The sequence below is a fragment of the Streptomyces sp. NPDC090088 genome (genome assembly GCF_044747345.1).
Lineage (GTDB): Bacteria > Actinomycetota > Actinomycetes > Streptomycetales > Streptomycetaceae > Streptomyces.
In genome coordinates, this window is sequence record NZ_JBIVDZ010000003.1 from 456,094 (window position 1) to 476,363 (window position 20,270).

Consider the following 20,270-nt stretch of genomic DNA (forward strand, 5'->3'; position numbering starts at 1 on the left):
GCCCGTACCACGGGGCACGTCAGCGTTCGTCCGCAGATCGGAGTCCCCCGTGAACGCATCCGCAGCCATCGGCGTGACCGGCCTGGGCGTGATGGGCCGCAACCTGGCCCGGAACTTCGCCCGGCACGGTTACCCGGTCGCCGTCCACAACCGCACCCCCGCCCGCACCCGCGCGCTGGTCGAGGAGTACGGGGACGAGGGCAGCTTCGTCGGCGCCGAGACGGCCGCCGAGTTCGTCGCCGCCCTGGAACGCCCCCGCCGCATCATGATCATGGTGCAGGCGGGCGCCGCCACCGACGCCGTCATCGACGAGTTCGTGCCCCTCCTGGAACCCGGTGACATCGTCATCGACGGCGGCAACGCCCACTTCGCCGACACCCGCCGCCGCGAGGCCGCGCTGCGCGAGAAGGGGCTGCACTTCGTGGGTGTCGGCGTCTCCGGCGGCGAGGAGGGCGCGCTCAACGGGCCGTCCGTCATGCCGGGCGGATCCGCCGAGTCGTACGCCGTGCTCGGGCCGATGTTCGAGGACATCAGCGCGAAGGTGGGCGGTGAGCCCTGCGCCACGCACGTCGGCGCCGACGGCGCCGGGCACTTCGTGAAGATGGTCCACAACGGCATCGAGTACGCCGACATGCAGCTCATCGCCGAGGCCTACGACCTGCTCCGCCAGGTCGGCGGCTACGCCCCCGCCGAGATCGCGGACATCTTCCGCGAGTGGAACGGCGGCCGCCTCGGCTCCTACCTCATCGAGATCACGGCGGACGTCCTCGCCCACGTCGACGCCGCCACCGGCGCGCCCTTCGTCGACATCGTCGCCGACGCGGCCGGTCAGAAGGGCACCGGGCGCTGGACCGTGCAGACCGCCCTGGACCTAGCCTCGCCGGTCACCGCGATCGCCCAGGCCACCTTCGCCCGCGCCGCCTCCGGCCGTCGCGAACTGCGCGCCGCCTACGCCGGACTGCCCGGCGGCACGACCCCACCGCTCAGCGCCACCGAGGCCGACCGCTTCGCCTCCCGCGTCGAACACGCCCTGTACGCCTCCAAGGTCATCGCCTACGACCAGGGCTGGACGATGATCCAGGACGCCGCCGCCGAGTACGGCTGGAAGATCGACCTCGGCGCGGTCGCCCGGATCTGGCGCGGCGGCTGCATCATCCGCGCCTCCTTCCTCGACCGCATCCGCGCGGCCTACCGCGCCGACCCCGACCTCGTCAGCCTGCTCGCCCAGGAGGAGTTCGCCCGGGAGATCGCCGACGCGCAGGTGCCGTGGCGCGAGACCGTCGCCTCCGCCGCCCGCCGCGGCATCCCCGTCCCGGCGTTCTCGGCGGCCCTCTCCCACTACGACACCCTCCGCGCCGACCGGTTGCCTGCGGCGCTGCTCCAGGGCCAGCGCGACTACTTCGGCGCCCACACCTACGGTCGTACGGACCGCGAGGGCGCCTTCCACACCCACTGGGCAACCGAGGGCCGCCCTGAAACAGAGGGCTGATCAGGCGCCCCGTAAGGGGCGCGGGGAACTGCGCGACAAGCCACGACGGCGCCGCGGACGGCTGAGCACCGTTCGACCCGTGACGGTCCGTCGTGGCTGATCGCGCAGTTCCTCGCGCCCCTTACGGGGCTCTCCTCACGGGGCTCTCACGGCCTCCGCCGGAGGCACCCGCAACGCCCTTCGCGTCGGCAGCTCGATCGTGACGTACGCCGTGACGATCACCGTCACCGCGGCGGCCGGCGCCAGCCAGGCCGGCCCCGCCGGCCAGGGCCGGTCCAGGAAGCCCTGGCCCAGCAGCGCCAGCGGCACCGCGGACAGCGCGGCCCCCGACACCAGCGCGGCGACCGCGATCACCCCGGCCTCCCGGCGCATCATCGCGAGGATCTGCCGGGGCGTGGTGCCGACCAGGCGCAACGCGGCGATCTCCGTACGGCGCTGGGCCGTCGCCGCGACCAGCCGGTTGGCGATGCTGAGCAGCAGATAGCCGAGCAGGACGACGATGACGGCGAGGTTCACCCACACCTCGGGCGGGGTGTCCGCGCCCGCGTCGGGGGCCGTGTCCGAGAGGGCGAGGCCGGGGCGGGCGGCGGCCAGGGCGGTGAGCCCGCGCTCGGCGGTGGCCGTGCCGTCGGTGCGGACCAGGACGCTCTGGTCGAGGCCGGACGTGGTGTGCCCGGCGGCCAGGTCGTGGGAGAGGACGACCGGTCCGAAGCCCAGCCCGCGGCCGTACACGGCCACCACCTTCGCCTCGACGGGCGCGCCGTCGCCGAGGAACAGCTTGATACGGGCGCCGAGTCGGGCGTCGCGCGGCCCCGCCACCTCGCTGCTGACGGCCACCGTCGCGCCGGTCAGGCCGGACACGCTGCCCTCCTTCACACCCAGGTCGAGGACGTCCCGCGCGGCCGGGGTGAGGATCAGCGCGGCGGCCGACTCGGTCTCGGTGTCGTCGAACATGCGGTACGGCCACACCACGGTGGTCGTACTGACCGGCGCCGCCGCCCGCACCCCCGGCAGCCGCCGTACCTCGGAGAGCGTGTCCGTCGGCAGCCCGCCCAGCGCCGGCGCGCTCAGCCGGTACCCGGCGAGCGTGCCCGTACGGGTGTCGTCCGAGGTCGCGGCCAGCACCGTGGTCTGCGCGAGCGTGTACGTCAGCACGAACACGACGGCCATGGCGAGCGGGCTGATCACCCCGGTCACGCGCTGCGCGTACGCCCGTACGTTGGACATCGCCAGCCAGGTAGGCGCGGACACCCCGGGGCGCAGCCGTCGTACGACCGTCTCGCCCGCCGAGCGGACCAGCGCGGGGCCCGCCAGTGCCAGGCCGATCGCGGCGACGATGCCCGCGATGGAGGTGGCGGAGGCGCCGATCAGGGTGCGTTGCAGCAGCGGGGGGACGGACAGCACGAGGGAGACGGCCATCAGGAGCAGGCCCGTGGCTGTCCGGGCCCGGGACGGGGTGCGGGGTTCGCTGCGGGACTCGGCGACCGCCTCGGTGGCCGGCATCTTCGAGGTGCGCCAGGCCGCGCAGCGGGCCGCGAGGCAGACGGTCGCGACGAGCAGCAGGATCGCGGCCAGGGCGGGCAACGGGCTGAGGGTGAGGGGGAGTCGGGGCGGCAGCACGTCCCGGTGGACGAGGAGGGTGCGGAAGCGGGCCGCGAGGAGATAGCCGAGGGCGATGCCGGGGATCAGGGCCGCGGCCGTCACCGCCGTGGACTGGGCCGCCGCCAGCCGGCGGATCTGCCGGGGTGTCGCCCCGACCGCCCGCATCAGCGCCAGGTCCCGGCGCTGGCCCGCGATCGCCACACCCAGCGCGCCCGCCGTGACGAACCCGGTGATCAGCAGCACGATCCCGGCGAGCGAACCGGAGAGCAGCACGAGCAGGGAGCGGGCCGAGCCGACGCCCGGGGCGACGGCCACGCCCCGGTCGGCCCCGGTGAGGACCTTCAGGCCGGTACCGGCGACCGCCTCCCGGACCTCGGAGGCGACCCGCTCCTCGGCTCCGGGGGCGGTGCGCAGGCCGACGAGGTCGACGGCGCCGGTGTTCGCGCGGAGGCGTGCCGCCGTCGCGTCCGCGAAGTAGATCCCCGCGTCCGGGGCGTGGACCAGGGCCGTCACCCGGTAGGCGGTGGCGGTGCGGCCGTTCGCGGCGACGCGCACCCGGTCGCCGACGGCGAGGCCGGTCGACGCGTCCACCGCCACCTCGTTCGCGTGCGCCGGGGCCCGGCCCTCGACGCGCGGGGCGTCGAGCAGCTTCGTCGAGGACCAGCCGTGGCCCGCGGCCGCCGGGTCCTGGTCGGCGACCGCGAGGAGGCGGCCGTGCGGGTCGGTCAGCGCGGCCGGGAGGCCGAGGTCGCCGACCGCCGCCGTGACGCCGGGCAGGCCCGCCAGCCGGGCGGTGAGGGCGGCCGGGACCGCGGCCCGCTCGGGCAGCGCGATCGGCAGGTCGCCGGACGGGTGGTACTCCTGGTCGGCGGCGACCACGACGGCCGCGCCGCCGAGCCGTCCGGGCGGCAGCTGGGAGCGCAGGCCGGACTCGGCCAGCACCCCCGTGGCGGTGATCAGGGCCGCGCCGCCGAGGACCGCGCAGGCCACGGCGAGCAGCGAGGCGATCCGGTGGGCGGCCATCCGCAGGGCGAAGTGCAGCATGGTGATCAGTGCTCTCCCAACGCGGCCAGCCGGGCCGCCAGTTCCGCGGCCGCCGGGCGGTCCACGGCCTCGACCACCCGGCCGTCGGCCATCACCAGCGCGGTGTGCGCGCGGGCCGCGGCGGCCGGGTCGTGGGTGACCATGACGACGGTCTGGCCGAGGTCGTCGACGAGCGTCCGGAGCAGGTCGAGGACCTGGTGGGCGCTGCGCAGGTCGAGCGCGCCGGTCGGCTCGTCGGCGAAGACGACCGCCGGACGGGTCGCCAACGCCCGTACCAGGGCCGCTCGTTGCTGCTGGCCGCCGGAGAGTTCGGCGGGGCGGTGGTGGAGCCGGTCGGCCAGTCCGACCCGTTCGACGAGGGTGCCGATCCACTCCCGGTCGGGGCGGCGGCCGGCCAGCCGCAGCGGCAGCGTGATGTTGTCCTCGACCGAGAGGGACGGGATCAGGTTGTACGCCTGGAAGACGAAACCGACGCGCTCCCGGCGGAGTTCGGTGCGCCTGGTCTCGTTCAGCCCGGCGATCTCCCGGCCGTCGATGCGGACGCTGCCCGAGGTCGGCGTGTCCAGCCCGGCCGCGCAGTGCATCAGCGTGCTCTTGCCGGAGCCGGAGGGCCCCATCACGGCGAGGAAGGTGCCGTGTTCCACGGTGAGCGACACGTCGTCCAGGGCCCGTACCCCGCCCGCGTACGTCTTGCCGACGCCGGTCAGCGCGATCGCCGGGGCCCGCCGTGCGGTGTCCGTCGTGGCCGGGTGCGCGGTCGTGTTCATCGACGGCCCCGCAGTCGTCGTACCGCCAGGGCGCCCGCGCTGAGCAGGGTCACCACTCCGCAGGCCACGTTCGCCCAGGGGGTGACACCGCTGTACGAGGTCGCCATGTTGGCGGCCGCGCTGAGCACCAGCAGGGACCAGAGCAGGGTGCGGGTGAGGTCCGCGCCGCGGCCCGGATCCGTCGCCGGGGGCGGCGGGCTGGTGAAACGGTAGGGGTCGGTGCCGGTCACACGGTCCTCCTGGCGCTGCTTCCTGGGATCAGGGCACCGACGCTACGGACCGTGACCCCCCTCGGCCGATCCCGTGGGCCGCCCGGTCCGAGGTACAGCAGGCTGTACCTTTCGGCTTCGGCGGGCCCGCCGAACTCCCGTACGCCTTAGGGTCGTCGACGACGACGGAAGGGGTGCCGATGGCCGTCACCGGTGCGCGGGCGGAGGGTGTCCGGGCCCTCGCCGAACGGACGCTGCGGGCCGCGGGCGCCGCGCTGGCCGAGCTGGTCGGCGGGCTCGGTACGGCCGTTCCGGCGTTCGGCCTGCTGCTCCTGCTCGCGGTGACGGCGGTGACCGCGCCGCTGGGCGTGGGCCTGCTGCTCGCCCCCCTCGCGCTGCGTGCCCTGCACGCGCTGGCCGGCCGGGAGCGGGAGCGGCTCGGACGGCGCGGTCCCGAGGTGATCGCGCCGGATCCGCCGCCCGCCCGGCTGCGGCCGGCGCTCGCCGACCCCACCACCCGGCGCGAACTGCGCTGGCTGCTCCGGCACGGCACCGCCGGGCCGGCCCTGGGGCTGCTCGGGGTCTATCTGACGCTGTCCGCCGTACGGGACACCCTCTTCCCGCTGTACTGGCGGTTCTCGCCCGCGGACACGACCGCCACCTCCTTCGGCTACGGCGTCGCGCACTCCTGGGCGGACGCCTTCGCCGTCGGCGCGTTCGGCGTCGGGTCGATCGCGGTCATCCTGGGGCTGACCCCCGGGATGGCCCGGCTCCAGGCCGAGCCGGGGCGACGGCTGCTGGCCGCCGGGCCCGGCCAGGACCTCTCCCTGCGGGTCGCCGAGCTGACCGCCACCCGGGCCGCCGCCCTGGACGCGCACGCCATCGAACTGCGGCGCATCGAGCGGGCGTTGCACGACGGCACCCAGAACCGGCTGGTCTCGGTCACCGTGCTGCTCGGCGCCGCCCGCCGCCAGGTGGCCCGAGACCCGTCCCGCGCCGACGAGATCCTGGAGCGCGCCCAGTCCGCCGCCGAGCAGGCGCTGGCCGAACTGCGCACGGTCTCGCGGAGCATCCTGCCGCCGGTGCTCGACGACCGGGGCCTCGCCGGGGCCCTGTCGGGGCTGGCCGCCGAGTCGCCGGTGCCGTGCCGGATCGACGTCGACGCGCCCGAACGCTGTGCCGCCTCCGTCGAGGCGACCGCCTACTTCGTCGTCGCCGAGGCCCTCACCAACGTCGCCAAGCACAGCGGTGCGGGGCGCGCTTCGGTCACCGTGCGGGCCCGGGGCGGACGGCTCCGGCTGACCGTCACCGACGACGGCCGGGGCGGCGCGGACCCCGACGGCGGCTCCGGGCTCACCGGCATCCGGCGCCGGGTCGCGGCGCACGACGGCATCCTGCGCCTGACCAGTCCGGTGGGCGGGCCGACGGACCTGGAGGTGGAACTGCCCTGTGGAATGTGACATGCCACTGCGCATCGTGATGGCCGAGGACGACCCGCTCCTCCGCGAGGGCCTCGCCCTCCTCCTGCGCGCCGAGGGCCTCGACGTGGCGGCCACCGCCGGCACGGCCGACGCCGCCCTGGACGCCATCGACGCGCACCGCCCCGACATCGCGATCCTGGACGTCCGGATGCCGCCCACCCACACCGACGAGGGCATCCGCGCGGCCGTGGAGGCCCGGCGCCGCCACCCGGGGCTCGCCGTTCTCGTCCTGTCGGCATACGTCGAGCAGAGCTTCGCGACGCAGCTGCTCACCGGCGGGGTCGGCGGGCTCGGCTATCTGCTCAAGGAACGGGTGGGCCGGGTCGAGGAGTTCCTCGACGCACTGCACCGGGTGGCGTCCGGCGGGACGGCCATCGACCCCGAGGTCGTCGCCCAGCTCTTCACCCGTTCCCGCCAGGACACCCGCCTGGAACGGCTCAGCCCGCGCGAACGCGATGTGCTGGCCCTGATGGCCGAGGGCCTCGGCAACTCGGCCATCGCGGAACGCCTCGTCGTCACCGACGGCGCCGTGCACAAGCACATCCGGTCCATCTTCGCCAAGCTCGACCTGTCCCCGGCGGACCGGGTGGACCGCCGGGTGGCGGCGGTCCTGCACTACCTGGAGGACGCGCGCGTGCGCTCGCGCCAGTAGCTAGACGCGGACGCCGAACATGAAGGGTCCGCCGATGGTGCTCATCGACTCGTAGCGGACGACGGTGCCGGTGCGCGGGGCGTGCAGGATCTGCCCGTTGCCCGCGTACAGGCCCACGTGGTGCAGGTCGTTGAAGAAGAAGACCAGGTCGCCGACCTGGAGGCCGGACGTCGAGTAGATCTTGGTGCCGATCGTCGACTGGGACTCGGAGGTACGGGGGATGGAGACCCCGGCCTGCGCGTAGGCCCAGGAGGTCAGGCCCGAGCAGTCGAAGGAGGACGGGCCGGTGGCGCCGTAGACGTACGGGGTGCCGATCTTCGTCTTGGCGGCGGCGAAGGCGGCGGCGGCCCGGCCGGTGGCGGAGGTGTCGCTGCCGAGGTCCACCCGCTCGCTGGAGGAGCGGCTGGCGCGCTCCTGGTCGGCGGCGAGGGCGGCCTTCTCGGCGGCGGTGAGGCTGTTGAGCAGCTTCTGCGCCTCGGCGAGCTTGCCCTGGACCTCCTTCTTCTTCTCCGCGAGTTCGGTCCGGGTGGCGGCCAGGTCCTTGAGCTTGCCGGTGGCCTCGGCCCGTTCCTGGGCCAGTTCGCGCTGCTTGGCCTGGATCTTCTTCAGCGTCTCGACCTGCTGGCTGCTCAACTGGTCGAGGGTGGAGGCCTTGTCCAGGTAGCTGTCCGGGTCGGAGGAGAGGAACAGCTGCAGGGACGGGTCGATGCCGCCGCTGCGGTACTGGGCGGTGGCCATGCTGCCGATGCCGTCCCGCAGGTCGTTCAGCTCGTCCTGGCCGCGCGCGACCGAGTCCTGCAGCGCGGATATCTGCTTCTGCAGCTTCTCCTGCTTCTCCTTGGCGCCGTTGAGCTTCTCGGTGGCCTGCTCGGCCTCCTCGTACAGCTTGTCGACCCGGGACTTGACCTCGTCCTTCTTGGGCTTGGCGGCGGGCGCGGCCTCGGCCGCCTGCGAGGAGAGGACCACGGCTGCCGCGGCGGCGGTGGTGAGCACGGTGACGCGAGCGCGGCTCGGCTGCTTGGGACGACGGTGGGACGCCACGGAGGCGAGCTCCTTCCGAGCGGATGAGTCGAGCAACGGGTCAGCTGACGGGTCAACTAGTGGTACGAGCATCAGACATTAATGACTCACTAATGATCAGTTCAAATCTCCGCATGAAAAAAATCTGCCAGGGGTCTCCAGCAGGGCTTCTTCGGCGGCCGGGTCGCGGGGTGTGCCGCCCGTGACTGTTAGGAACCTTGACAGTTAAGTGGTCTAGTCCAAATATGGGCGCCCATGAGACCCACCCGTGCCCTGCACGCCCTGACCGCAACCGCCCTGTCCGCCGCGCTCGTTGCCTTCGGGGCCGGCGCCGCGCACGCCTCGGCCCAGCACCGCGCGAAGCCCCTGCCCGCGCATGTCTCCGCCCCCTACTTCGAGGCCTGGACCGGCCAGAGCCCCGCCGCGCTCGCCGCCCAGTCCGGCAACAAGTACCTGACCCTGGCCTTCCTCCAGACGCCCGCCGCCGGCTCCTGCACCGCCGACTGGAACGGTGACGCGGCCCAGCCCGTCTCCCCCTCGGTGTTCGGCGCCGACATCGCCACCCTCCAGGCCCGCGGCGGCGACGCCATCCCCTCCTTCGGCGGCTACAGCGCCGACACCACCGGCACCGAACTCGCCGACAGCTGCACCGACGTGGACGCCATCGCCGGGGTCTACGAGAAGCTCGTCACGACGTACGGCATCAGCCGCATCGACCTCGACGTCGAGGCCGACTCCCTCGCGAACACGGCAGGCATCGACCGCCGCAACAAGGCGATCGCCAAGGCCGAGCACTGGGCCGAACGCACCCACCGCCCGCTCCAGTTCTCCTACACCCTGCCGACCACCACCAAGGGCCTGGAGGCCGACGGTCTCGCCGTCCTCCAGAACGCCGTCGCCAACCACGCGCGCGTCGACGTCGTCAACATCATGACCTTCGACTACTACGACGGCGCCACCCACGACATGGCCACCGACACGAAGACCGCGGCGACCGGCCTCCACGGCCAACTGCACGCCCTCTACCCGCACAAGAGCTCCCGGCAGCTGTGGGGCATGGTCGGCGTCACCGAGATGCCCGGCATCGACGACTACGGCCCCGCCGAGACCTTCACCACCCAGAACGCCGCCACCGTCGCCCGCTGGGCCGCCGCCCAGGGCATCGACACCCTCTCCTTCTGGGCCCTCCAGCGCGACAACGGCACCTGCGTCGGCACCGGCGGCTCCGACTCCTGCTCCGGAATCGCCCAGGACACCTGGTACTTCAGCCACACCTTCGCCCGGGTCACCGGTCTGCGGCGGTAGCTCCCCCGGCAGTTCGGCCCGGGCGTCCACAGGGTGTGGACGCCCGGGCCGAACCGCGTGCGCGGTTACGGGTTGACGACCGTCCCGCCGAAGGTGACGTTCAGCTTGCCGCTGGAGGCGAAGGACCAGCCGAGGCTGCCCGAGTAGGAGGAGCACCGGGAGCCGTTGGTGCCCGTCCAGAACTGGTTCGTGCTGTCGGCGTCGCCCACGGTCTTGTCGTTCGAGCCGCTGACGGCGAACCGGCACGAGGTGTTGGTCCGGAACACCGAAGTGCCCTTGTCGAAGGAGAAGTTGCGCTCGGCGTTGTCGATGCCCACGTTGTTGGAGACGGTCATCGTGCCCGGGTTGCTGTTGTAGGTGAACCCGTGGTGGCCGTTGCCGTAGGCGATGTTGTGCTGGACCACGTGGTTGACGGCGATGTCGTCGCCGCCGAGCTTGTAGCCGTTGCGGTCGCCGTCCCCGCTCTGGCTGCCGTCGCTGAGCGTGCCGTTGCCGTAGGAGAGCGAGTACTCGATGGTGACCGGGCCGATGGCGCCCGTGTCGGTCTTCGTGTACAGGTCCCAGCCGTCGTCGATGTTGTTGTGCGAGACGTCGTACCGGAACACGTTCCCGGTGCCCGTGGTCAGCTTGGCGGCGAAGCCGTCCGCGTCCTCGCCGTCGCTGTCGGCGTTGTCGTGCGACTCGGAGCTGACGACCAGGTTGTTCGCCGGCCACGCGCTGCTCGACGTGCTGGAGGAGATCCGGCCGAGCTGCAGTCCGGTGTCGCGGTTGTACGCGGTCACGGTCCGCTCGACGACGTTGTTGCTGCCGCCGACGTAGATGCCGTTGTCGCCCGCGTGCTCGACCGTGAGCCCGTACAGGTGCCAGTAGTTGGCGAAGAGCTGGATCCCCCGGTTCGACGAACTCTCGCTCTGTGCCGAGAAGTCGAGCACCGGGGTCTCGCCCGGGTAGGCGGACAGGGTGGTGAGCGCGCCGGAGCTGCCGTTGGAACCGGCCGGGACGGTCACCGTGGAGGAGTAGGCGTACGTCCCGCCGCGCAGGTAGATCGTGCCGCCGGCCGCGATCCGGCTGATCGCCGAGGTGAGCGTGGTCGGTGCCGACTGGGTGCCGGCCGCGCTGTCGGTGCCGCCCGGCGCCACGTACAGCACGCTGGACGCGGCCTGTGCGGGGGTTCCGGAGAGTGCGGCGAGCGTGCCGGCGAGCAGGCCGACGGCCGCGATGACTGGTCTCACGTGCATCGTTCGTCTCCGTTCGGGTGCGGGTGTCGAGATGCGGAAGGTTCAGAAAGCGCTTTCTCCGTGAAGCTAGAGAGGGTGTCGTGGGCGCGTCAAGAGTCATGTATGTAAAGAGCGTTCGCAGGTGTGATCGCTCGGCGTCACTTCCTGGTCGTATTTCGATGGCGATCGGAATAGCTGTCGTGGACCCTCCGTTGCCCCTGATATGACAGAGACCACAGGCAAGATCGACCTCGGTGCCGTCGGTGTGTGGCGCCACGACAGGACCGAGCCCGAGCTGGCGGTCGCGCTGGAGGACCTGGGCTACGGCACCCTCTGGCTGGGCAACGCGTCCCTCGCGGACCTGGCCGACATCGAGCGGCTGCTCGACGCCACCGAGCGCCTCGTCCTCGCCACCGGCATCGTGAACATCTGGGCCAACCCGGCCGAGGAGGTCGTCCACGCCTACCGGCGCATCGCCGAACGCCACCCGGACCGCTTCCTGCTCGGCATCGGCGCCGGGCATCGCGAGATGACCCAGGAGTTCGTACGGCCCTACCAGGCGCTCAACGACTACCTGGACGCCCTCGACGCGGGCGGCGTACCGGTGGCGCGCCGGGCGCTGGCCGCGCTCGGCCCCCGCGTGCTGCGGCTGGCCGCCGAACGGACGGCCGCCGCGCACCCCTACCTCGTCACCCCCGCGCACACCCGCCAGGCCCGCGAGATCCTCGGCCCCGGCACCCTGCTGGCCCCCGAGCAGAAGGTGGTCCTGGAGACGGACCGCGCCCGGGCCCGCGCCACCGGCGACCTCACGCTCGGCCGCTACCTGGGCCTCAGCAACTACGTCGGCAACCTGCGCCGCCTCGGCTTCGACGACACCGACTTCGCGAACGGCGGCAGCGACCGCCTCTTCGACGCCCTGATCGTGCACGGCGGCCCGGCCGAGGTGGCGGCGGGTCTACGGGCCCACCTCGACGCCGGCGCCGACCATGTGACGCTGCAACTCCTGACCGACGGCGACACGGACCCGCTTCCGGGGTACCGGGTGCTGGCGGGGGCGCTGGGGCTGGGTGGCTGAGGGGGCCCTGCCGGGCGAACCGGCGCTCCGCTGCGCGTCTGCGTCTGCGTCTGCGTCTGCGTCCGCGTCCGCGTTCGCGTTCGCTCAGAGCGCGGCGAGGAGTCCGTCGAGCGGGGCGGGTACGCGGTCGGGGTCCAGGGCCTCGACGAGGACCCGGCCGTAATGGATCTTGCGGCCCGAGGTGGTGCCGAAGAAGCGGCGCAGTTGCTGCTGCGCGGTGCGGCCTTGCTGGGCGGGCTGGTTCAGGAAGGTGCGCAGGGGGCGCTGGTCGCCCTCGGCCCGGACCAGGTCGACGACCCGGTCCGGGCCGAGCGCGCGGATGAGTTCGTCCTCCAGGTCGGCCGCGCAGACGAAGAAGGCGTGTTGGTCGGCACCGGCCCGCTCCAGGCCGCGGACGTAGTAGGGCCGCTCCCGCTCGTCGCACAGCCCGGTCAGGCGCAGGCCCAGGCCGGGCGGTCCGAGGAGCCGGGCGTAGCGCCCGACGCTCATCGCACCGCCCATCGGCAGCACGCACACCCCCTCGGCCGCCAGGTCCCGCCCGCGCCGCTCGGCCAGCGCGTCGACCGCCGCGACATCACTCGGCCCTTCGAGCAGCACGGCGACCCGCACGCCCAGCCGCCCCGCCAGCGCGCGGGCAGGGCCCTCGGCCCCACCACCGGCCCACTCGGCGACCGCCTCCCGGAACACCCCCATGTCCGCCATGGGACGAGTCTCCGCTCCGGCGGGGCGGGGATGCCAGGGGTTATCGGTGAGCAATGGGCTGCCCGGCTGGGCCGCCGGCCGAGCCGCTCGGTCGGCGTGCTGTGCCGTCGTTCTTCCGCCGGGCTGTGTTGTCTGGCTGTGATGGCTGGCCGCAGTGCTGCGGCGCCGCTGTGCCGCCGTGCCGCGGTGCGGCCGGGCTGAGCCGTGTGGTCGGCGTGCTGTGCTGTCGTTCTTCCGCCGGGCTGTGTTGTCCGGCCGTCGTACCTGGCCGCAGTGCTGCCGGGCCGGGTCGAGCCAGGCCGCCGAGGCGCCGGGATGAGGAGGCGTCGTGAAGCTGCGGCGCACGGCGGCACGCGGGCGTTCAGATGTCCGTCCGTACGAAGACCGGCTTGAGGTGTTTCTCCGGGAGGGCCTCCGGGAGCTGCTCCCAGTCCAGCACGTGGGAGACGACGCGAGCCGGGTCGACCGTGCCGGAGCGGGCCAGTTCGAGGGCGTCGGGGAGGTGGTCGCGGACGTTGTCGCGGGCGATGCGGAGGGTGACGCCGGTGAGGTACATGTCGAGGAGGGGCAGTTCGCCGGGGCGGAAGTGATTGCCCGCCGACTCGCAGACACCCTCGGGCGCGAGGGACCGTACCGCCAGGGCCAGTTGGTCCACCCGGCCGGTCGCCTCCACCGCGATGTCGAAGCCGTGGTGGACGGGCGGGTCGAGGGTCTCGGCCGTGGCGGCGCCGAAACCCCGGGCGATCTCCCGGTGTCCGGGGTCGGGGTCGACGTAGAGCACGGTCGAGGCGCCCAGCGCGCGGGCGATGTCCACGACGTACAGGCCGATGCTGCCCCGCGCCACCACGACGACACGGGCGCCCGGCCGACTCCTCAGGTGCGGGGTCACCAGGCGCCACGACAACGACCAGTTGTCGCTCGCCGAGGCCATGGCGACCGGGTCGAGGTCGGCGGGCAGCGGCACGAGCATGGCGTCCGCGTACGGGACCCGGACCAGGTCGGAGAAGAGCCCGCCCCAGGAGCCGCCGATCGGGGCGCCGTACATCGCCATGTGCGGGACGGCCGCGCAGTGGGCGGTGCGGCCGGCGCGGCAGTGGTCGCAGGCTCCGCAGTTGACCGACCAGGGGACGACCACCAGGTCGCCCGGGGTCACGGTGGTGACGGCGTCCCCGGTCTCGACGACCTTCGCGACGCACTCGTGGCCCAGCGCGAACGGCGGGTCGAGGAACCCGTGCCCGGCGAGGATCGCGGTGTCCACGTCGCAGGAGGTCGCCGCCACGGGCGCCACGATCGCCTCCGCTCCGGAGCGCGGCCTGGGGTCCGGTGCCTCGCGCCACTCGACGGTGTCGCGGCCGACGTAGGTCAGCTCACGCATCCGCCCCGGCCCCCTTCGCCAGCGCCACCAGGTCGGCGTACCGGACGACCGAACCGCCCGCGCCCCAGGTGCCGTCCGGCTGTTCGTGGACCAGCACCCACACCCGCAGGGCGTCGGCCTCGGTGAGCCCGGCCGCCTCCAGGACGGTCCGGGTGGCGTCGGCCACCAGCCCCGCCTTGCGGCGCTCGGACAGCGCGCCCGCGGGGACCGTGACGTCCACGAGGAAGCGGGGCGCGTCGTCCTCGGCGGTGGTCTGGGCGCCGTCGGGCAGTTCGACGAGGTAGCTCCAGGCCTGGGCGCGGAAGAAGGCGGTGTCGGGTGCGCCCTCCCAGCGCAGCAGTACGGCGGCCAGGTCGTGTCGGACGGTCCTGCGGCCCTCGTCGGTCAGCGAGCCGGACGGGACGGTGAGCCGGATCATCGGCATGGATGTCACCTCGGTCGGGGAGTGGGGTTATGACGGTCGTTATAAACCGAGGTCACGCTAGACTATGACGAGCGTTATAGCCAGAGGGGTGGAGGGAGCGGAGCCTTGGCCAAGTCCAGTGGCGCGCCGTCACGCGAGCGCATCGTGGCCGGTGCGGCCGACCTGATCAGCCGGCGCGGCCTGAACGCCACGAGCATCCGCGAACTGGCCAAACACGCCGAGGCGCCGCTCGGTTCGACGTACCACTACTTCCCCGACGGCAAGCAGCAGCTGGCCACGGAGGCGGTGCGGTACGCCGGTACGGCCGTCGAACGCCTGCTGCGCAGGGAGCTGGACGCGGGGCCGGTCGCGGGGCTGCGCGCCTTTCTCGCCCTGTGGCGGGAGATCGTCGTGGCGAGCGACTTCCGAGCGGGCTGTCCCGTGCTGGCCGTCTCGGTCGAGGAGCCCCCTCCCGGCGGCGAACTCCCCCCGGCACTGCTGGCCGCCGCCGAGGTGTTCGACGACTGGGAGCGCCTCCTCGACCGGTCCCTGCGCGACCGCGGGGCCGATCACGCGGACGAGCTGGCCACCCTGGTCGTGGCCTCGGTCGAGGGCGCCATCGCCATGTGCCGGGCCCGCCGGGACATGGGTCCGCTGGACCGGGTCGCGCGCCAACTGGAGACGATGATCACCGCCGCGCTCGCAGACCCGGGCGCGTCGACTCCGGCGCCGTAGCCGCCGGCCGGTCGGGCGGACCCTCCATCGAAACCGACTCCGCAAGGCCTCCCCAGCCGCCTCCCCCGCCCGCCCTGCCACATGCGCCACCCGCGTCACATGCGGCCGCCCTCATGCCGCACGTAGCCTTCCATGTCGCATGCGGATCCCCGTGTTACTCGTGCCCGCCCCCCATGCCGCACGTGCCCGCCTCCCTGTCACATGTGGCCGTCCATTTCACATGTGGCCCCCGCGTTGCACGCGCCAGCCCCCGCGTTGCACGCGCCCGGCCCCACATCACGCTCGGCCCTCCGCGTCACGCGCGACGCAGTCCGCCGATCAGGAGGGTGACCAGTCGGCGGGCGTCGTAACGGGGGTCGTTCTCCGCGCCGATGCAGAGGTTGCCGACGCCGCGCATCAGCTCGTACGCCGTCAGGTCGGAGCGGATCTCGCCGGACTCGGTCGCCGCGTCGAGGAGCCGGGTGCAGACGGGGACGAGGCGGTCCAGGAAATAGGTGTGGAGGGTGTCGAAGCCCGCCTGGTCGGAGTGGAGGGCGGCGGCGAGGCCGTGCTTGGTGGCGAGGAAGTCCACGAAGAGGTCGATCCACCCGCGCAGTGCGTCGTACGGGCTCGGCGCGGTGGTCAGCAGCGCCGGTCCGGCCTCGGCGCAGGCCTCCACCTGGTGCCGGTAGACGGCGATGATCAGGTCGGCGCGGGTCGGGAAGTGCCGGTAGATGGTGGCCGTGCCGACGCCCGCCCGGGCCGCGATGTCGCGGACCGGTGCCTCCACGCCCGAGGCGACGAACGCCGCGGCCGCCGCTTCCAGCAGGGTCGTCTCGTTGCGCCGGGCGTCCGCCCGCCGGGGCCGGGCCGACTGGTCCTCGTTCTTCATCGTGCGCTCCCTCCGCCGTCACCCTATCGGGGCGTTGCTAAACGGGACAGCGTTCCGTATCGTCGGAGACATGAAACGGGACACCGTCCCGCTTCGCACGGAACACTGTCCCGTTTATGTGGACGTCATGCGAGGAGACCGGTCATGCAGTACCGCACCTTGGGCCGTACCGGAGTGCAGGTCAGTGCGCTCGCGCTCGGCGCGATGAACTTCGGCGCGATCGGGCGCACCGGTCAGGAGGAGGCGACCGCGATCGTCGACGCCGCCCTGGACGCCGGGATCAACCTGATCGACACCGCCGACATGTACGGGGAGGGCGAGTCGGAGGAGATGGTGGGCAAGGCCATCGCCGGCCGCCGTGACGACATCGTGCTGGCCACGAAGGCGGGCATGCCGATGGGCGAGGAGCGCAACCACCGGGGCGGATCACGGCGTTGGCTGGTCACCGAGCTGGAGAACAGCCTGCGGCGACTCGGCGTCGATCACGTGGACCTCTACCAGATACACCGCTGGGACCCGGCCGCGAGCGACGAGGAGACCCTGTCGGCGCTCACCGATCTGCAACGCGCCGGGAAGATCCGCTACTTCGGCTCCTCGACCTTCCCGGCCTACCGCATCGTGCAGGGTCAATGGGCCGCCCGCGAGCACCACCTGAGCCGGTATGTCACCGAACAGCCCAGCTACTCCATACTCCAGCGCGGTGCCGAGGCCCATGTGCTGCCGGTGACCGAGGAGTACGGGATGGGCGTGCTGGTGTGGAGCCCGCTGGCCTCGGGCTGGCTCTCGGGCGCCGTGCGCAGGGGCCGTGCCATCGCCACCAGCCGGTCCCGGTTCCTGCCCGACCGCTTCGACCTCACCGTGCCCGCCAACCAGGCCCGGCTCGACGCCGTGGAGCGGCTGGCCGCCGTCGCCGACGAGGCCGGGCTGACCCTGATCCAGCTCGCGCTCGGCTTCGTCACCGCCCACCCCGGTGTCACCAGCGCCCTCATCGGCCCCCGCACCCCCGACCACCTCCGCGCCCAGCTCGCCGCCGCCGACACCGTGCTCTCCGCCGACGTCCTCGACGCGATCGACGCGATCGTCGCCCCCGGCACCGACCTGGCCGCCCACGAGAAGTTCGACACCCCGCCCGCCCTGCTCGACCCGACCCTGCGCCGCCGCTGACCGACGGCAGAGAGGCCCCCTCATGGCACCCTCTTCACCGCCCCGCTTCGGGATCATGACCGCCCCCATGCGGGTGTCCTACGCGGACGTCCTGCGGGTCTGGCAGGAGGCGGACGCGATCCCCGAGATCGAGCACGCGTGGCTCTTCGACCACCTCATGCCCATCGGCGGCGACCTCGACGGACCGGTCCACGAAGGCTGGACGCTGCTGTCCGCCCTGGCCGCCCGGACACGGCGGCTGCGCCTGGGGGTCCTGGTGACCAGCAACCGTTTCCGGCCGCCCGCGATACTGGCCAAGATCGCCACGACCGTCGACGTCGTCTCCGACGGCCGCCTCGACTTCGGCATCGGCGTCGGCTCCCGCCCGAACCCGCCCGAGGCCCGGCGTGAATACCCGGCGCACGGGCTGCCCTTCACCGATCCCGCCCAGGCCGTCGAGAGCCTCGCCGAGTCCTGCGCCCTGATCCGCCGCCTGTGGACGGCCCCCGAGCCCTTCGACTTCCACGGCACCCACCACCGCCTCACCGGAGCGTTCGCCAACCCGAAACCCGTCCAGCGCCCCCACCCCCCGATCCTGATCGGCGGCCGTTCCTCGGCGACCCTGCGCGTGGTCGCCGAGCACGCCGACCTCTGGAACATCCCCGGCGGCGACATCGAGGACTGCGTCCGCCGCAGCGCCCTCCTCGACCGCTACTGCGCCGAACTCGGCCGCGACCCCGCCGAGATCACCCGCTCCATGCACCTCCCCGTCTCCTACACCCACCCGGAGACCACCCGCACCGCCATCGCCGAGGCCCTCGACGCAGGCTTCCACCACCTCGTCCTCGGCCTGCCGGCGCCCTACCCGGAGGGTGTCGCCCGGTGGGTGGCCGACGAACTCATAGCCAAGTCGGCCTGACACGGCGGGCAAGCCTCCCCGCCCCGACGGACCGCCCCCTCACATCTCTCTCCTCACCTGACCTCCCTCACCTCCCTCACCTCCCTCTCCGAACCGTGCGATCGCCGACAGGATCGTCTGCCGCATCGCGGGACTGCCGGTGTGGCCCGAGTCGTCGATCACCTTCAGTTCCGCGTCCGGCCAGGCCTTGGCCAGCTCCCAAGCGGTCTTCAGCGGGCTGCCGAGGTCGAGCCGGCCGTGGATCAGTACCCCTGGGATCCCGGCCAACCGGTGGGCGTCGCGGAGCAGTTGACCGTCCTCCAGCCAGGCGTCATGGGCGAAGTAGTGCGCGCAGATGCGGACGAAGGCCATCAGGGAGTCGTCGGGGCGGTCGCTGTAGGCGCCGGGACTGCCCAGTGCCTCATGGGCGATGACCGCGTCCTCCCACGTGGTCCAGGCGCGGGCGGCGGCGACCCGGACCGCCTCGTCCGGGCTGTTCAGCAGACGGTTGTAGGCGGTGATGAGGTTGCCGGTGCGGTCCGTGGCCGGCAGGGCGTCGCGGAAGGCCTCCCAGGGGCCGGGCAGCAGACGGCCGACGCCGTGGTAGAGCCAGTCGGTCTCCTCCGGGCGCGTCATGGTGACACCGGCGATGACGATCCCGGAGACCCGCTCCGGGTGGCGTTCGGCGTAGGCGAGGATCAGCGTGGAGCCCCAGGAACCGCCGTAGAGGAGCCAGCGTTCGATGCCGAGGTGCTCGCGCAGCCGTTCCATGTCGGCGATCAGGTGGTCGGTGGTGTTGTGGGCGAGACTCACGGCGGGGTCGGAGGCGTGCGGGCGGCTCTCACCGCAGCCGCGTTGGTCGAAGAGCACGATCCGGTAGACCTCGGGGTCGAACTGCCTGCGGGCGTGGCGGCGCCCCCCGCTGCCCGTGCCGCCGTGCACGCACAAGGCGGCCTTTCCGTCGGGGGCGCCGCTGGTCTCCCAGTAGATCCGCTCGCCGTCGCCGACGTCGAGGAGCCCGTGGGCGTAGGGCTCGATGGGCGGGAACTCCTCGGACATGGTGATCTCCCTTGGGGGCTGTGGGGGACAGCCCTATGTATTACCGGAGAGGGAGAGGCCCGGGCATGTATTAACTGGAGCGGGAGAGGCCTGGGCACCCGGTCTGGATCGCCTGGGGAGTGTCGGGTCAGGCCGTCGCGAGCGTGCTCAGGGGCAGCGGGGGCGTGGCGCCCTGCCTCGGGGTCCGCATCGGAAGGGACCTGGCCGGGGCCGCGACCGGGCGCGGGGTGCTGGTGTGGGTCCGGGCGCGGGTGCGGCCGGTGGCGAACACGCACAGGCGCAGGACCAGGAAGCGGCCGAGGCCGGCCAGTGCGGAGGCGCCGAGGTAGACGATCTGTTCCATGAGCGCGCCGGGCGAAGACTGCACGAGGTGCAGCAGGAACATGGCGGCGCAGGTCACCGCGTAGGCGGCGGCGGCCGAGCCGGCGGACTGCCAGTGTTCGCGCCAGCCGGCCCGTCTGCCGGTGCCGAAGGTGAATCGTGCGTGCAGCTCGGTGCAGAGGAGGGTGGAGGCGACCGTGATCACGGCGTTGGCCAGTGCCCAGGGCATGGCTCCGGCCAGCAGAGTCACGGCACCGCTGGAGAGGACTCCGACCCCGCCGCCGAACAGGACGAACCGCGCGAAGGAGGCCAGCGGGCCGGAGGCGGACGGGGCGGCCTGGTTCCCTTCCTGTGACTGCATGGCGTTTCCTCTCCGGGGCGGGGCGGGGCGGGGCGGGGCGGGGCGGGGCGGTCGTGGTGTCCGTCGACGAGGCATTTACTTGACTTACGCAAGCATAAAATAAGTTGCTTGACTTACGCAAGTTAAATCGCGGTGTGCTGGGTCACGTCGAGAGGTGACTCAGGGGCGTTCGACGGTCTTCGCCGGGGCGAAGAGCAGTGCCATGGCTTCCCAGAGGGGCATGACCTGCACGGTCGTGGCTCCGCGGGCCGGGCGGGCCGGGGCGGGGGTGCCCGGGGCCGGGCGGGCGGTGCGGGGGCTGCGGTTCATGGCGGCGGTGTGCGGCATCGTGGCGTCCTGTCCGTGGGGAGGGGGTCGGCCTTGCGAGAACAACCCTCCCGCGGCCGGGCCGCCGTCACGAGGACCCGGCCACCCGGACCGGTGGGGGGGGCGGGGGCCCCCCCCCCGGGGGGCGGCCGGCCGGGTGCGGGGGAGAGGGGGGGCCCGGGCAGTGGGGCGGGGGGGGCGGGGGCGGCGCCGCGCCGCGCCGTGCGGGGCGTCG

General features: G+C 73.1%; 20 protein-coding genes. 8 read left to right on the top strand and 12 right to left on the bottom strand.

Annotated elements, in window-relative coordinates; translation table 11 throughout:
* Positions 1-49 precede the first annotated feature (49 nt).
* Complete coding sequence (gene gndA, locus ACIPSJ_RS17990; protein WP_401346749.1) at positions 50-1,489, top strand: NADP-dependent phosphogluconate dehydrogenase; 1,440 nt, start codon at positions 50-52, stop codon at positions 1,487-1,489.
* 135 nt (positions 1,490-1,624) lie between these two features.
* On the opposite strand, the gene ACIPSJ_RS17995 is transcribed toward gndA, so the two are convergent.
* From ACIPSJ_RS17995 to ACIPSJ_RS18005, 3 genes are read right to left on the bottom strand one after another with little or no spacing between them, the layout of a single operon-like run.
* On the bottom strand, positions 1,625-4,135 hold the full coding sequence (locus ACIPSJ_RS17995) for an FtsX-like permease family protein (RefSeq protein WP_401346752.1): 2,511 nt from the start codon (positions 4,133-4,135) through the stop codon (positions 1,625-1,627).
* A 5-nt stretch (positions 4,136-4,140) separates the two neighbouring features.
* Positions 4,141-4,902 (bottom strand): ABC transporter ATP-binding protein, encoded by a 762-nt coding sequence (locus tag ACIPSJ_RS18000; RefSeq protein WP_401346753.1) that lies wholly within the window; start codon positions 4,900-4,902, stop codon positions 4,141-4,143.
* A complete protein-coding gene (locus ACIPSJ_RS18005; protein WP_359211150.1) occupies positions 4,899-5,132 on the bottom strand; it encodes a hypothetical protein in 234 nt (77 codons plus the stop codon). The genes ACIPSJ_RS18000 and ACIPSJ_RS18005 overlap by 4 nt, the downstream gene beginning before the upstream one ends.
* A 179-nt stretch (positions 5,133-5,311) precedes the next feature.
* Here ACIPSJ_RS18005 and ACIPSJ_RS18010 point away from each other — a divergent pair, with 179 nt between their 5' ends.
* Both ACIPSJ_RS18010 and ACIPSJ_RS18015 read left to right on the top strand, forming a co-directional pair.
* On the top strand, positions 5,312-6,571 hold the full coding sequence (locus ACIPSJ_RS18010; RefSeq protein ID WP_401346756.1) for a sensor histidine kinase: 1,260 nt from the start codon (positions 5,312-5,314) through the stop codon (positions 6,569-6,571).
* Between the two features lie 7 nt (positions 6,572-6,578).
* Positions 6,579-7,244, top strand: a complete 666-nt coding sequence (locus tag ACIPSJ_RS18015) for a response regulator transcription factor (RefSeq protein ID WP_359211619.1) — start codon at positions 6,579-6,581, stop codon at positions 7,242-7,244.
* Here ACIPSJ_RS18015 and ACIPSJ_RS18020 read toward each other — a convergent pair whose 3' ends face one another.
* Positions 7,245-8,285, bottom strand: a complete 1,041-nt coding sequence (locus ACIPSJ_RS18020; protein ID WP_393794519.1) for an NlpC/P60 family protein — start codon at positions 8,283-8,285, stop codon at positions 7,245-7,247.
* A 234-nt stretch (positions 8,286-8,519) separates the two neighbouring features.
* Here ACIPSJ_RS18020 and ACIPSJ_RS18025 point away from each other — a divergent pair, with 234 nt between their 5' ends.
* On the top strand, positions 8,520-9,569 hold the full coding sequence (locus tag ACIPSJ_RS18025; protein ID WP_401346758.1) for a chitinase: 1,050 nt from the start codon (positions 8,520-8,522) through the stop codon (positions 9,567-9,569).
* Between the two features lie 65 nt (positions 9,570-9,634).
* Here ACIPSJ_RS18025 and ACIPSJ_RS18030 read toward each other — a convergent pair whose 3' ends face one another.
* Positions 9,635-10,807, bottom strand: coding sequence for a right-handed parallel beta-helix repeat-containing protein (locus ACIPSJ_RS18030; RefSeq protein WP_401346761.1), 1,173 nt, complete (start codon positions 10,805-10,807; stop codon positions 9,635-9,637).
* 202 nt (positions 10,808-11,009) lie between these two features.
* Between ACIPSJ_RS18030 and ACIPSJ_RS18035 the strand changes: the two genes are divergently transcribed.
* A complete protein-coding gene (locus ACIPSJ_RS18035) occupies positions 11,010-11,861 on the top strand; it encodes an LLM class F420-dependent oxidoreductase (RefSeq protein WP_401346763.1) in 852 nt (283 codons plus the stop codon).
* 84 nt (positions 11,862-11,945) lie between these two features.
* On the opposite strand, the gene ACIPSJ_RS18040 is transcribed toward ACIPSJ_RS18035, so the two are convergent.
* From ACIPSJ_RS18040 to ACIPSJ_RS18050, 3 genes are all read right to left on the bottom strand, one after another.
* Entirely contained in the window at positions 11,946-12,563 is a 618-nt protein-coding gene (locus ACIPSJ_RS18040; RefSeq protein WP_401346766.1) for a TOPRIM nucleotidyl transferase/hydrolase domain-containing protein, read from the bottom strand.
* 361 nt (positions 12,564-12,924) lie between these two features.
* A complete protein-coding gene (locus ACIPSJ_RS18045; RefSeq protein ID WP_401346768.1) occupies positions 12,925-13,938 on the bottom strand; it encodes a zinc-binding dehydrogenase in 1,014 nt (337 codons plus the stop codon).
* Complete coding sequence (locus ACIPSJ_RS18050; RefSeq protein WP_359211132.1) at positions 13,931-14,362, bottom strand: tautomerase family protein; 432 nt, start codon at positions 14,360-14,362, stop codon at positions 13,931-13,933. Before ACIPSJ_RS18050 ends, ACIPSJ_RS18045 begins: the two co-directional genes overlap by 8 nt.
* A 105-nt stretch (positions 14,363-14,467) precedes the next feature.
* Here ACIPSJ_RS18050 and ACIPSJ_RS18055 point away from each other — a divergent pair, with 105 nt between their 5' ends.
* Complete coding sequence (locus tag ACIPSJ_RS18055; protein ID WP_359211129.1) at positions 14,468-15,076, top strand: TetR/AcrR family transcriptional regulator; 609 nt, start codon at positions 14,468-14,470, stop codon at positions 15,074-15,076.
* Positions 15,077-15,371: 295 nt separating this feature from the next.
* Here ACIPSJ_RS18055 and ACIPSJ_RS18060 read toward each other — a convergent pair whose 3' ends face one another.
* Positions 15,372-15,947 carry a TetR/AcrR family transcriptional regulator gene (locus tag ACIPSJ_RS18060; RefSeq protein ID WP_401346771.1) on the bottom strand — a complete coding sequence of 192 codons (576 nt, stop codon included), beginning with the start codon at positions 15,945-15,947 and terminating at the stop codon, positions 15,372-15,374.
* Positions 15,948-16,091: 144 nt separating this feature from the next.
* Between ACIPSJ_RS18060 and ACIPSJ_RS18065 the strand changes: the two genes are divergently transcribed.
* Together ACIPSJ_RS18065 and ACIPSJ_RS18070 are read left to right on the top strand one after the other, a co-directional pair.
* Entirely contained in the window at positions 16,092-17,111 is a 1,020-nt protein-coding gene (locus tag ACIPSJ_RS18065) for an aldo/keto reductase (protein WP_401346772.1), read from the top strand.
* A gap of 22 nt (positions 17,112-17,133) precedes the next feature.
* Positions 17,134-18,009 (top strand): LLM class flavin-dependent oxidoreductase, encoded by an 876-nt coding sequence (locus ACIPSJ_RS18070; protein WP_401346774.1) that lies wholly within the window; start codon positions 17,134-17,136, stop codon positions 18,007-18,009.
* Between the two features lie 39 nt (positions 18,010-18,048).
* Here ACIPSJ_RS18070 and pip read toward each other — a convergent pair whose 3' ends face one another.
* From pip to ACIPSJ_RS18085, 3 genes are all read right to left on the bottom strand, one after another.
* On the bottom strand, positions 18,049-19,047 hold the full coding sequence (gene pip / locus ACIPSJ_RS18075) for a prolyl aminopeptidase (protein ID WP_401346776.1): 999 nt from the start codon (positions 19,045-19,047) through the stop codon (positions 18,049-18,051).
* Positions 19,048-19,174: 127 nt separating this feature from the next.
* Positions 19,175-19,729, bottom strand: coding sequence for a GtrA family protein (locus ACIPSJ_RS18080; RefSeq protein WP_359211115.1), 555 nt, complete (start codon positions 19,727-19,729; stop codon positions 19,175-19,177).
* Positions 19,730-19,888: 159 nt separating this feature from the next.
* Positions 19,889-20,056 (bottom strand): hypothetical protein, encoded by a 168-nt coding sequence (locus tag ACIPSJ_RS18085; RefSeq protein ID WP_359211113.1) that lies wholly within the window; start codon positions 20,054-20,056, stop codon positions 19,889-19,891.
* Positions 20,057-20,270: the final 214 nt, after the last annotated feature.

What these genes read in the sequence shown, in the direction of transcription:
- ACIPSJ_RS17995 (WP_401346752.1), bottom strand. Translation starts at nt 4,135, where the DNA reads ATGCTGCACTTCGCCCTGCGGATGGCCGCCCACCGGATCGCCTCGCTG.
- ACIPSJ_RS18000 (WP_401346753.1), bottom strand. Translation starts at nt 4,902, where the DNA reads ATGAACACGACCGCGCACCCGGCCACGACGGACACCGCACGGCGGGCC.
- ACIPSJ_RS18010 (WP_401346756.1), top strand. Translation starts at nt 5,312, where the DNA reads ATGGCCGTCACCGGTGCGCGGGCGGAGGGTGTCCGGGCCCTCGCCGAA.
- ACIPSJ_RS18025 (WP_401346758.1), top strand. Translation starts at nt 8,520, where the DNA reads ATGAGACCCACCCGTGCCCTGCACGCCCTGACCGCAACCGCCCTGTCC.
- ACIPSJ_RS18030 (WP_401346761.1), bottom strand. Translation starts at nt 10,807, where the DNA reads ATGCACGTGAGACCAGTCATCGCGGCCGTCGGCCTGCTCGCCGGCACG.
- ACIPSJ_RS18035 (WP_401346763.1), top strand. Translation starts at nt 11,010, where the DNA reads ATGACAGAGACCACAGGCAAGATCGACCTCGGTGCCGTCGGTGTGTGG.
- ACIPSJ_RS18040 (WP_401346766.1), bottom strand. Translation starts at nt 12,563, where the DNA reads ATGGCGGACATGGGGGTGTTCCGGGAGGCGGTCGCCGAGTGGGCCGGT.
- ACIPSJ_RS18045 (WP_401346768.1), bottom strand. Translation starts at nt 13,938, where the DNA reads ATGCGTGAGCTGACCTACGTCGGCCGCGACACCGTCGAGTGGCGCGAG.
- ACIPSJ_RS18050 (WP_359211132.1), bottom strand. Translation starts at nt 14,362, where the DNA reads ATGCCGATGATCCGGCTCACCGTCCCGTCCGGCTCGCTGACCGACGAG.
- ACIPSJ_RS18060 (WP_401346771.1), bottom strand. Translation starts at nt 15,947, where the DNA reads ATGAAGAACGAGGACCAGTCGGCCCGGCCCCGGCGGGCGGACGCCCGG.
- ACIPSJ_RS18065 (WP_401346772.1), top strand. Translation starts at nt 16,092, where the DNA reads ATGCAGTACCGCACCTTGGGCCGTACCGGAGTGCAGGTCAGTGCGCTC.
- ACIPSJ_RS18070 (WP_401346774.1), top strand. Translation starts at nt 17,134, where the DNA reads ATGGCACCCTCTTCACCGCCCCGCTTCGGGATCATGACCGCCCCCATG.
- pip (WP_401346776.1), bottom strand. Translation starts at nt 19,047, where the DNA reads ATGTCCGAGGAGTTCCCGCCCATCGAGCCCTACGCCCACGGGCTCCTC.
- ACIPSJ_RS18080 (WP_359211115.1), bottom strand. Translation starts at nt 19,729, where the DNA reads ATGCAGTCACAGGAAGGGAACCAGGCCGCCCCGTCCGCCTCCGGCCCG.
- ACIPSJ_RS18085 (WP_359211113.1), bottom strand. Translation starts at nt 20,056, where the DNA reads ATGCCGCACACCGCCGCCATGAACCGCAGCCCCCGCACCGCCCGCCCG.